The sequence below is a fragment of the Nitrospira sp. genome, from assembly GCA_030692565.1.
In the GTDB taxonomy this organism is placed as follows: Bacteria; Nitrospirota; Nitrospiria; order Nitrospirales; family Nitrospiraceae; genus Nitrospira_D.
On record JAUYAO010000042.1, the window covers coordinates 20,241 to 32,288 of the forward strand.

The following is a 12,048-nucleotide window of genomic DNA, read 5'->3' on the forward strand; positions in this document are numbered from 1 at the left end:
ACCATCACCCCAAATGCGCCATCAGATCGTCCTGCACATAACTTCGCATGCTTGGCAGACCATCAGACTTAGCAGGCTGCGGAAAAAATCGATTGCTGCACCACACACCGCGGCCAACTCATTCGCCGTGTCGGCGTCGGAATAGCCCACAAGATGCGCAAAAAGGCCGTCCAGCAAGGCCGCAGCGAGCGAAGAGGCGAATCGTACTCTGCGCTGTACGTTGAGCCTCTAAGCGATGCGAGAACGCCGCTGGCGGACTTTCCCCGGATCCTGTTAGAACAGCGTATAGATAAAGGGCGCGACGGCCGACCCCTGGGTCAAGACAATCAGACTGCCGAGCAAAACGAGCACGAGAATAATCGGCAGGAGCCAGAATTTTTTCCGCTCTTTCATGAACGCCCATAACTCTTGAATAAAATCGCCCATCTGTCGTCCTCCTGGAAATAGATCCGTTCAAAACATGTTCTTCATATGAGCCGCCGGTCTAGGGGTGCGAATCACCCGGTATGTCGGCGCATCGGGGTCAAATCCTCGACACATGGGATCGCGGCCCGCCAGCTTCATCACCAGGCCCATCGGCGTCACAATCCCGTAAAATAGGACGCCTAAAATAATGCGGGTATTGATCCATCCCATCACATGCCCGACCCACATCCACCCTTGATACAGGCGCTTCAAGATTGCCGGCACGGCGAGTCCAGCCACAGACAAGAGCGCACCGAGCACCACGGCCCACTCCCGTATGGCTTCCTGCCGCCAGAGAAACGGCCACAGCCCGATCACCAGGAAGACCCCGCCGACCATGAGACCGAACTGGCGGAGCGTTTTGTTCGTTACCTCAACATTTTCCATCGGTTATCCCTTTCTGTACAGGCAAAACACATTATCGCTTAGAAGGAGTCCACGACACGATACGTTCCCCGCGGCAATAGCGGACCCAGGCGTCGAGGATCGAGACATTCACCATCACAAAAAATGACGGGATCCGCAGCACCCCGACACTCGGCAAGCGTGTGGTGACAAGATAGGCAAGCGCCACGGCATAAAACCCCGCTTGGGCCAGCAACGTTCCTTGATAAAACAGCGATGATGACGCGAGCATGACGTTGGCCCCCAACGCCCCGATCATCGCAAAAGGGACCAGCCAGCGACACAGTTTATGGCTGATCAGTTGCCAGGCGAACAGGTGATACCGGAACGGATTGAGGAGAGCCAAGCTCTTCATAAACACGGAAATCCCACGGACTATCGTGCGAACCTTGCGATTATACTCCTTCTTTGGGTCGGCCAGATTCTTGTAGAACCCGATGCTCTCCGGATCCGCCACTCCGCGCAGCCCTAGCCTGACACTATTGAGCAACGTGTTGAAGTCGCTCTGGAGGTCCGGCGCCCAGTTCTGGCACACAGATCGACGGGCGGCAAAGAAGGACCCGCTCAGCCCGACCAAGGTATTGACCCGCGTTTCGAGATTCCGGAGAAACATCTCGTAGCGGACGTAGGCACCCTCCCCGCTCACCGCTCCATCCACATCGATAAACCGATCAACGCTGCTGACACAGCCGACCGTCGGGTCCGCGAAGTTCCGCACCATCGTGGAGATGGCCTGGGGTTCGAGCATCGTGGCCGTATCGGAAAATACTAGAATCTCTCCGGTCGTCGACTCGACGGCGAGTTTCTGCGCCGCCTCCTTCCCACCCTTCGCGCTCGACCGAACTAATCGAATTCCGGAGGGCCCATACGAGCGGACCAGGTCATCGGTCCCGTCTGTGGAGCAGTCGGACGCCACAACAATATCGAGACGCTCGCGGGGATAATCTTGCCGAAGCGTATTCTCCAACTTTTCCCGAATCCGTTTCTCCTCATTATAGGCCGTGATAATCAAGGAAACCGTCGGGTGGTGCGGGGATTTTCTTACCGGACGATTACGCAGAACGCCTATCGCCATCAGCAGCAACGGATACCCCATATAGGCATAGAATACGAATGCGACCGACAGCCAGAATATCGAGAGCATGCAATTAGAAAGTGTCATCAGGCGCCATTCCGCTAGCTTCTCACAGGGACGTGACGATGCCCGGCGCCTTGAGTAGCTGGATCTCCGTCCCCAGTACTGCCTGGAGCAGAGACCTCCCCCTGGACGGCCAGTATACGGTCGATCTTCAGACGGTCCTGCTCCGATACAAACTGATGCGTGGGCAGAGTGACGATTCGATCCACGACCTCCTGCGCGCCGGGGTACCTCCGGTCTATCAATTGCCCGGCCAATTCCGGTATTTCCTGAATGGTAGCCGGATAGTTCGGGCTCAGTCCTGCCCCCTGCTCGCGACTTAGCCGACAGACCGCCTCTTTGGCTTCTCGACTTCTCACTAGCACGGGCAACCGGAGAAAGAGCGAGCCCTCTCCCATGATCGGCTTGACGCCTTTCCGGGCGACATCCAGCCCTTCAATGAGCCACCGGGCGCGGGACGACCGTCCCTGATTGGCGCGCGCTAATCTCCCTTGCCAGCCATTGAGCAGATGCGCCCGAACCTCATCCATTCGAAACATCTGAAAGTCCGTGTAAAACTTGGTTTCACCCAGCCCGAGGAAAGGGAGCCCCGCGGGAAGCCAGTACAACGCCGGATGGATAAAGATGCGCATCACCAGAAGCTCTAGCCAATTGCGAAAGACTTCGAGCCAAGGGGCTTCCGACAAGCTCGCGTATTCCGCTCCGATCGCTTGCGCGATCGGAGCAGAGCTGGTCAGAATAATTCCACCTGTGCCGCACGTCATATTCTTTCCGCGGCCCAGGCTAAAGAACCCCACATCCCCGATCGTTCCAATGAGGCGGTCGCCGACCTGACCTCCCATCGCCTGCGCGGCATCCTCAACCACGAGGATGCCCTTCCCCTCGCACAACTGTTTCACGCGTCCTGTATCCGCGGGACGGCCAAACAGATGGGTTGAGACGACACAGAGAACGTTTTCGTTCAACAATCCTTCAAGCTCGGCAAATCTGAAATCGAGCGTGTTCGGATCCACGTCGCAGAGCACCACCTCCAGCCCGGCTTTCACGATCGCGGACGGGACAGAAAAGCACGTATAGGCGGGGATGATCACCCGCTTCCGTCTGCTCGCGCCCGCCAGCGCTTTGAGAATGACCGTCAGGGCCGCTTTCCCCGACGACACCAAAAAGGCGGCGCGCACGGCATAATGAGCCTTCAGCTCACTGAGCAGACCCGTTCGATATTGCTTGCCGCCCCAGAGGCTACCGACGGAGCGCAGGAGATTCCCCAAAGGAAGCGGAGCGGCTGTCGGCGGGATGGTTCGCTGCGGCGTCATGGCAGATACTTCACCAGGTGTGGGCCGACCAGATTTGCCACAGGCACCGGAAGGCATTTCCACGCTGCAATGGCAGCCTTGTACTTGGGGTTATCCGGATTCAATTCCGGAATCGCGCGCCCCTCGGAAAGCCAGTAATACCAGTACAACTGATGCGGCTGCGCGCCCCATTGCGCTTTGAACCGATAGGTTCCGCTATCGACTGAGGATCGGCCAAAATCAAACTCCTTGAATCCCTCGCGACAGGCAAACTCCAAGACCGCTCCATACAAAAGCATGTTGGGAGACAGTCGGCTAAATCGCTTATCTGACGCAGCCCAGGGGATTTCCAGCCGATTCCGAAAACCATACAGGAACCCTGAAGCAAGCGGAGCTCCATTGAGAGAGACCACGCACAGTCGCGCTTCTTTGGGAAAGGTCTCGAGGATCGCTTCAAAGAACCCTTTCTCATAGACCGGCGTACCAAGGTCCCGCATACATCGAGCAAAGACTCGATAATAGTCCTCCAGCAACTCCGTGCCACCGACCCTGACCTCCATTCCCTCCTTCTGTGCCCGTCGAACCTGGCTGCGCAACTTTGAGGGAAAGGCCTTGAGCAAGGTCTCGTAGTCCGGAGGGAGCGCGAGGCGCATCGACACTTTTTTCGATCGGACGGGCCACTCCGTTGCCAGAGACTCCTCCTGCCTCAATTCGATATGAGCCGCGCCAACCTCCTCAGCCGTCACCGCCGCGGCTTTCAGCAGCGCGCAAGCCGCATCCGCATCATCGGCCAAGACTCCCCCATAGTTGAAAAATGCCATGGACGTGAGGAATCGCCCGAACATCGGACTCTTTGTGAAGACAAGGGGAAGCACGCCGCGGACTTTCCCCTCTTCATCCTTGACCATCAGGTAGGGCGCGGGATGGCCGAATACTTTCCGAATGACGCCTCGCCAAGCGAGCAGATGATAGCCCGATGCCCGCGGGTGATTCAGTACGTACTGGTCCCACAAGGCTTCGTCATAAGCATCCTGAAGGAGTCCGATGTTCACGGTATCTCGCCTTATCGCGCATTCAGGAACGTGAAGGAGGTTCTAGCAGGATGCTGAAAAAGTCCGCCAGCCTTTTTGAGCATCCTGAGGTTATTCTGGCCCCAACATCATACGGAATATTCCAACCGTATTTTCAGATACACCGAGTTTTTCCGCAGCCTGCTAGACTGCCTGCCGTCCACAGGCCTTGCGAGACTCCATGACAGTCTGAAGGGCTTTCTCGAGCGCCTGGCCCATCGCAGCCCACGAATACTGCTGTTGCACACGGGCCAATCCATTGCCCGCGATCCGGCTGACAGTTGTTGGATCCGAAAGCAATCCCACAACCTTCTCTGCAAAATCCCGCGGTTCATCGGCGAGCAGCACCTCGCGATTGTCGGCGAGATCCAATCCGTCTATGCTCAGCGATGTCGCGACGATCGGCTTCTGCATCGCCATTGCCGCAAGAATCTTGTTCTTGACTCCGGACCCATATCTCAACGGGCACACGAAGATCCCAGCCTGACCGAGATAGGGCCGCACATCATCCACTCTTCCTGTCACATGTACGCCGGGAATTCGTCCCAGATCCCTGACCCGGTCCGTCGGATCACTGCCGACGATCCAGAATTCCGCCTTGGGCCGTCGTTCAAGGACCAGAGGGAAAATCTCTCGCGCAAAAAATAGAGCCGCATCTTCATTGGGGCCATACCCCATGACGCCGGTAAACACAATCTTGTCAGCGTCGACACTCGAATGGTCCGGAGCGAAATATTCCATATCGACGCCGTTCGTAATAGTCATCGCATTGCTTGCCGGCGAGACTTCGCGGATTACTTGCTCATCCACAGAAGAATTCGTGACGACAAGACCGAACTTCCGCCCAAGCGACCCCTCGATCTGTTGTATTCGCATCAAGTGGCTGTAGATCGCGAGACGCCGCCGCCCCCCTCGGGTCGTTTTAAGCATCCTCCTCGCCATCAGCGTCATCGAATCATGCAGGTCGATAATTGCGGGAACGTCGAGTCCCGGGTCAACGTACTGCCCCATGGGGAGCAAGTCGACATAGATCAGATCGCAGCGATTCCGGATGCATATCTCGCGAGCCTTGCTGCGAATGGCCTGGTAATACTCCGGAAACCGGAAACGCGTTTCAAAGCTGGCGGCCAAATGCAGTCGATGCCACTGCTGCCCCCACCAGGTCATGGCCGGCGGGTCAGGCAATACCTCAACCGTCGAAAAGACTTTGGCTGCGGTTGGATCGTTCAGGAAGGACTGATGCCGCTCGCCGGAGGAACAATAGGTGAGTAGATACAGCTCATGCTGCCGGGAGAGTTCCCGGCAGAGATTGAACAGACGCGGAGACCCGGGCATCTTTGACGTCGCGGGAATATCTGGAGCCAATACTAGTATTTTCATCGCAAACTACTCGCCGGGCAACGCACGGTCCTCGCCTCATCACCAACAAATACCGTCATAGGACGCGGTCAGACCTTCCCGACCTTCGATCCGTGCCAAGTCGATAATGAGCTGGTCTGGCCGCATGCGTTTCAACGCGGGCAGAAACTCGGCCGACGCATATCCGACAACCACGACTTGGGCCGCGTCCACGAGATCTGTTGCCTGATCGACCAGCAATGAAGACAGATGGGGAATATGCTCTTCGATAAACCGCTTATTCGCGCCGATCAGGCGGCTGGTCGCCACATTCTTATCATAGATCTTCACCTGAAAACCTTTTCCGAGCAGAGTCTCGATGACTTCAACCAAGGGGCTTTCTCGAAGATCGTCGGTATCCGGCTTGAACGTCATCCCAAGAAATCCGACTTTTTTCTTCCCCAGGCCCACGATCCGCTGAATGACACCCTTAATGTGAACCGCATTGCTCTGAAGAATGGCGTTCAAGACCGGCACCTCGACATCCGTCCGCTTCGCCTGATAGGAGAGCGCGCGAAGATCCTTGGGGAGACAGGACCCTCCAAACGCAAAACCAGGCTTCAGATACACTTTCGACAGATTCAACTTTGTATCTTGGCAGAAGATGTCCATGACCGCATGGCTATCGATACCGAGTCGCTTGCAGATATTTCCGATCTCGTTCGCAAACGTCACTTTCAAAGCATGAAAGGCATTGTCGGAATACTTCACCATCTCTGCGGCTCGGATCGACGTCCGAATAGTCGGCGCTGTGATACCGGCATAGATTTCTTCAACCACATCGCCCTCGCCGGGCTGCCGCTCGCCGATCACGATTTTCGGAGGGTGGTAATAGTCCTTCACCGATGTGCCCTCCCGAAGAAACTCGGGATTGTAGCAAACGAATAATCCGTTCCCGACCGTCTTGCCTGAATGCTTCTCAAGAATCGGGATGGCGACGTCCTCCGTCGTTCCCGGCAACGTCGTGCTGCGAAAGACCACTGTATGCGGGGTCTTTTTATCGCGTAGAGCCAACCCGATATCCTCGCAGACCCGCTTCATATGCGTGAGATCCAGGCTGCCGTTGGCTTGACTCGGCGTCCCCACACAAATGAAGGAGACATCGGTATTCTGAATCCCTTCAGCCGATGACACCGTAGCTTTCAACAACCCCTGCTTTTGCGCTTTGGCGATAAACTCCGAGATGTCGGGCTCAACGATTGGAGCGGCCCCTGAATTGATCGAGGCTACCTTGTCGGCGTTGACATCGACTCCCCAGACCGTGTGCCCACTGGAGGCAAGACAGCCCGCCGAAACGGTTCCCACATACCCCAGGCCGAAGACACTGATTTTCATCGCCATCACCCTCTCCTCACGCTAAACGTACTCGTTCGTTTCGCTCCGCCGACACGGGGCGATCAGATGACCTGACGGAAGTACTCGATCGTCTTTCGCAAGCCGTCCTCCAGCTCCACCTTCGGTTCCCATCCGAGGAACTCCTTGGCTCGACGGATATCCGGCCGGCGCACCTTTGGATCATCCACCGGCAAGGGCTTATGCTCGATCGTGCTCTTTGAACCCGTTAGTTTGAGCACCAGATCTGCAATCTGCTTGACGGTCAACTCTCGTGGATTCCCGATGTTCACTGGATCGTGCATTGTCTCCTTCAAGGGCTGGTCTGACTTCGTCAGGAAGCTTGATCGGTCGGTCCGCTCAGCCACAGACTTATCCGAATCGATCAACAAGAGCTCCGTAATACCCCGCACGAGATCCTCGACATAGCAGAAGCTTCGCGTCTGGTTGCCATCGCCAAAAATGGTCAGCGCTTTGCCTTGAAGCGCTTGAACGACAAAGTTTGACACGACCCGACCGTCGTGCGGACGCATCCGTGGGCCATAGGTATTGAAGATACGCACAATCCTGGTATCCACACCATGATAGCGGTGGTAGGCCATGGTCATCGCTTCGGCAAAGCGCTTTGCTTCATCATACACACCGCGCGCCCCGATCGGATTCACATTCCCCCAGTAGGACTCCGGCTGTGGATTGAGCAAGGGGTCGCCATAGACTTCGGACGTACTGGCCAACAACAGCCGCGCCCCTTTCGCCTTGGCCAAGCCCAACACTTTATGGGTACCCAAAGCCCCGACTTTCAGCGTCGCAATGGGCATCTCAAGATAGTCTTGCGGGCTCGCCGGGGAAGCAAAGTGCAGAATCGCATCCAGCTGCCCGTCGATGTGAATATAGTCACAGATGTTGTACTTAATAAAACTAAACTTGGGGTTCCCCATTAAATGCGCAATATTTTCGACGCGTCCGGTAATCAGGTTGTCCATGGCCACAACCTCATGGCCTTTGCCGATCAATAAGTCGCTCAAGTGACTCCCGAGAAATCCCGCTCCGCCCGTAATCAGTATGCGCATGGATCTACACTCCTTCTTCTGGAAACGTCATCGTTCATTCTCGACATGTGTCAGCAACTGATTCTGTTGCAAAAAACAATCGCACATGAGCCAATTTACACGCGTAGCAGAGGATGCACCACTGTATTCACTTTTCCTGAGTACAATCCCGAGTCCACCGCAGAGACTGGTAGATACCCCTTCAATGAGAGCTGCCCGAGTACAACGGTAGAGTTCGCGAACATGCCGCTGCCCCTTCCCGATTATTACGCCAAGGCCAACGACATTGCCTCCAGTGCCGCCTGGAATCTGATGTTGATCTTGTGAAGTATATACTTCACAAGATCAACGCGCCCAAGACGTGAAGGCGCCCAAGTCCACGCCGGACTCAGACGAATACTAGTTTGAAGTTCGAGCAGTTCCTGTGGCCTCTGTCTCTTTAATCCCGCTTGCCCCAGGAACGAGGCGCCCGAGATTGACATATTTCGCGACATGCTCGGCTAAAAATCGGCCAAACCCAGGGCTATAGTGGCAATCATCGACGATGGCCTTCCTTCCTTCTCCATACAAGCGGAAGAGATCTCCCAAATAGATTCGACCCTCGTCTTGTTGCATCTGCGCATAAACAAGCTGTAGCCAGTCACGAGATTTCATGAAGGACTTTGGCAAGGAGCGGCGCCAGAGTTGCGTTGGGTAATTGAACACGGCATTCGGCTGCAAGAAAAAGAGGCACTCAATCTTGTACGCTTGGCATACCGCTCGTGAGATGAGCTGATTTTGCCTGAACATATTTACGCCGTGCCTCGTCTCGAAATCCTCTTTCTCTTGTTCTTCTTCCGGCTTCTTGGGCGCAGCCGACATCCTATTCTGAATCGCCTTCGTAACTCTCACCATCGGAATCCATCCAAGCCTCTCGCTTATCCAAGAAGCGGATTGGTTAGCCGGATCCAGTCCGGAAAATTGCATACTTCGAAATCGCCGCTCAAATCGAGAATAGAACGGAGGCAGGTCTTGCAAATCTCCCAAGTTGACACCGTCCATGAAAATGACCAGATTCGGCCGGTGCCCCATTCGTAGAAGGTCGATGAGAAGCGCGGTTTCCTGGCTGGGATAATAAAACCCACGTCCATAGTTTGTTACCTCAATATGCGCCACAAGATTCTCGGCACGGGCACGCTCATTCAATACCGCCGAAAGATGGGTGGGGAATGTATGCTCATCGCTCACATTGTAACCAAATGTCGTACTGCCTCCGAGTACAAAGATTCTTATTTCGGGACGGCCCTGCTCGTTTGGAGGATTCATGGTGAGCCGAGTAGGAAAACCTAGCTGATCATGAACAACGTGAACTCGCTTCCCAGCAAAGAGGGGCTCAGAAAAATGAGCCCACGGTTGATAAGTAAAACCCATCTTGGCTAAATCGAAGAAGTCATCCAAGACCTCGCTCACATATGATTCTGGAACGTGTTCATATGCGGCAAGATCGATCCAGTCACGCTGATACACAGTACGTTTTCCAGTATCTTCAGGCGACCCATCCGCCTTAAACAGCTTAGTCTGCAACTCCGAGCGCGACCCAACCGGCACTGCCGCGGAAGAAGGTGGGGGGGGGGGGGGTAAGCACGTCAAGAACGAAGAACATGGCTGCCAAGACAACATTACTAATGATTAGAAACACGCCTGTGTTGACTAGAAGCAATGCGCTAGAGGTGTACTTCTCCTGAACCCAAACGAATGCGGCAGATTTTCGTTCATCACGGTTCATTGTTTCATCTCGTTACCATGCCTCAAGACACAGCCTATGCATACCTCTGCCCTTCCAGATCACCGGGCATGCCCGGGGCCAGTGTGAGCTAATCGCCTCAGGTATCCAGTAAATTAGACAGCGCTCCGCACAGTGTGCCCGCGGCTGGATTCGCGCATGTGCATCCACAACTTGGACAGCCCCCCACCTGACGCACGAGCTTGACCTCTTCCACCAGAACGTGAACGGCGTGCCGTCGAATTACGATCCAGGTGCGATGAAATGAGGTTAGTCGAGTTCAAACTCATTCTTCCAATCAGAATCCCCTTCAAGCGGCTTCTGATCTGTCTTGTACAGCACACAGTTCTCCAGCACGAGGACATCCATCTCAGTCCGCATAAAACAGCGATAGGCATCTTCCGGAGTATGCACAATCGGCTCGCCTCGCACATTGAAAGAGGTATTCACCAGCACGGCATAGCCGGTCTGCGCTTCGAAAGCCTTCAGCAGATTATAGTAGCGAGGGTTGGTCTCTTCGTGGACCGTTTGAACTCTGGCCGAGTAATCCAGATGGGTCACAGACGGAATATCCGACCGTTGAACGTTCAAGAGATCGATCCCCCATAAATCCTTTTGTGCGGTCGTCTTGGGACAACGCCTTTTTTCGATAACCGGGGCCACGATCAGCATGTAGGGGCTGTCGGAGTGCAAGTCGAAATAGTCCGAGACCCGCTCTCGAAGCACCGAGGGAGCGAAGGGTCTGAACGACTCGCGATATTTAATCTTGAGGTTCATCACCGACTGCATCTTGGTACTGCGGGCATCACCCAGAATACTTCGTCCACCAAGGGATCGCGGACCGAATTCCATGCGGCCCTGCAACCATCCCACAACCTTTTCGGCCGCGAGATCTTTGGCGACCTGCTCAAACAAAGCCGAATCATCAAGGCGGATATACGGCGCTTCTTTTGATCGCAAGAACGCCTCGATCTCAGCGTTGGTGAATGCGGGCCCCAGATACGTCCCCTTCATCTTATCGTGCTTGTTATCCGAAACGCGTGGCTTGCCCTCAAACTGATGCCACACCGATAAGGCTGCTCCGAGGGCGCCGCCCGCATCGCCGGCCGCGGGTTGAATCCAGAGTCCCTTATGCGGCCCTTCTCGCAAGACCCGGCCGTTTCCCACACAGTTGAGCGCAACCCCCCCGGCAAGACACAAATTCTCCACACCCGTCTCGCGATGAAGCGTCCGGGCCAAACGGAGCATGACCTCTTCCGTCACTTCCTGGACAGATCGCGCCAAATCCATTTCACGTTGCCCCAACTTCGCCTCAGGCGTGCGCGGGGGACCGCCGAACACATGGTCGAACTTCCGGCTCGTCATCGTGAGCCCTGTACAGTAGTTGAAATACTCCATGTTGAGACGAAATGTTCCATCCGGCTTCACATCGATCAAATGCTCATAGATAGCTTTGACGTACTTCGGCTCGCCATACGGCGCGAGCCCCATCACCTTGTACTCGCCCGAATTGACCTTGAATCCGGTGTAGTAGGTGAACGCGGAGTACAGCAGGCCCAAGGAATGCGGGAACGGGATCTCCCACAATGGCGTGAGGGTATTTCCCTGCCCTTGCCAGGCTGATGTCGTCGCCCATTCCCCCACGCCATCCATGCACAGCACCACGGCCGAGTCATAGGGGGACGCAAAAAAGGCCGACGCAGCATGGGATTCGTGATGCTCGGAAAATAACAGCTGGGGCAATTCGCTCTTGGCCATTCCCTCCCCATGCTTCAAAAATTCGTCCCGCAACAGCGTTTTCAGCAGCAACTTCTCCTTCATCCACACCGGCATCGCGGCAAGAAACGACTGGAGGCCAGACGGGGCGAACGCCAAATAGGTTTCCAAGAGGCGCTCGAACTTCACCAGCGGCTTATCGTAGAAAACCAGCCGGTCGACATCCTTGAATCGAATCCCGCCCGCCTGCAGGCAATAGTCGATCGCCCGATGCGGAAATCCCGGGTCGTGCTTCTTTCTGGTAAATCGCTCTTCTTGTGCCGCAGCGACAATCTCGCCATCGCGCACCAGACACGCGGCGCTGTCATGATAGTACGCTGAGATACCGATGATATTTGTCATATGCTATTTCCCGGTGAAC

At 55.4% G+C, this 12,048-nt stretch carries 10 protein-coding genes; all 10 read right to left on the reverse strand.

Annotation, left to right across the window (positions count from 1 at the left end; all coding sequences use genetic code 11):
- Positions 1-273: 273 nt before the first annotated feature.
- Positions 274-426 carry a DUF5989 family protein gene (locus Q8N04_10850; protein MDP3091169.1) on the reverse strand — a complete coding sequence of 51 codons (153 nt, stop codon included), beginning with the start codon at positions 424-426 and terminating at the stop codon, positions 274-276.
- Positions 427-453: 27 nt separating this feature from the next.
- On the reverse strand, positions 454-852 hold the full coding sequence (locus Q8N04_10855; GenBank protein MDP3091170.1) for an SxtJ family membrane protein: 399 nt from the start codon (positions 850-852) through the stop codon (positions 454-456).
- Positions 853-883: 31 nt separating this feature from the next.
- Positions 884-2,032: a glycosyltransferase family 2 protein gene (locus Q8N04_10860; GenBank protein ID MDP3091171.1), complete on the reverse strand. Its 1,149-nt coding sequence runs from the start codon at positions 2,030-2,032 to the stop codon at positions 884-886.
- A gap of 14 nt (positions 2,033-2,046) precedes the next feature.
- Positions 2,047-3,321 (reverse strand): DegT/DnrJ/EryC1/StrS family aminotransferase, encoded by a 1,275-nt coding sequence (locus Q8N04_10865; protein ID MDP3091172.1) that lies wholly within the window; start codon positions 3,319-3,321, stop codon positions 2,047-2,049.
- The gene (locus Q8N04_10870; GenBank protein MDP3091173.1) at positions 3,318-4,352 is read right to left on the reverse strand and encodes a FemAB family PEP-CTERM system-associated protein; all 1,035 of its coding nucleotides are present in this window, start codon (positions 4,350-4,352) and stop codon (positions 3,318-3,320) included. Before Q8N04_10870 ends, Q8N04_10865 begins: the two co-directional genes overlap by 4 nt.
- A 162-nt stretch (positions 4,353-4,514) precedes the next feature.
- Complete coding sequence (locus tag Q8N04_10875; GenBank protein ID MDP3091174.1) at positions 4,515-5,750, reverse strand: glycosyltransferase; 1,236 nt, start codon at positions 5,748-5,750, stop codon at positions 4,515-4,517.
- A 39-nt stretch (positions 5,751-5,789) separates the two neighbouring features.
- Positions 5,790-7,109, reverse strand: a complete 1,320-nt coding sequence (locus tag Q8N04_10880; GenBank protein ID MDP3091175.1) for a nucleotide sugar dehydrogenase — start codon at positions 7,107-7,109, stop codon at positions 5,790-5,792.
- A gap of 56 nt (positions 7,110-7,165) precedes the next feature.
- On the reverse strand, positions 7,166-8,170 hold the full coding sequence (locus tag Q8N04_10885) for an SDR family oxidoreductase (GenBank protein MDP3091176.1): 1,005 nt from the start codon (positions 8,168-8,170) through the stop codon (positions 7,166-7,168).
- 378 nt (positions 8,171-8,548) lie between these two features.
- A complete protein-coding gene (locus tag Q8N04_10890) occupies positions 8,549-9,655 on the reverse strand; it encodes an SGNH/GDSL hydrolase family protein (protein ID MDP3091177.1) in 1,107 nt (368 codons plus the stop codon).
- Between the two features lie 526 nt (positions 9,656-10,181).
- Positions 10,182-12,029 (reverse strand): carbamoyltransferase, encoded by a 1,848-nt coding sequence (locus tag Q8N04_10895; protein MDP3091178.1) that lies wholly within the window; start codon positions 12,027-12,029, stop codon positions 10,182-10,184.
- Positions 12,030-12,048 lie beyond the last annotated feature (19 nt).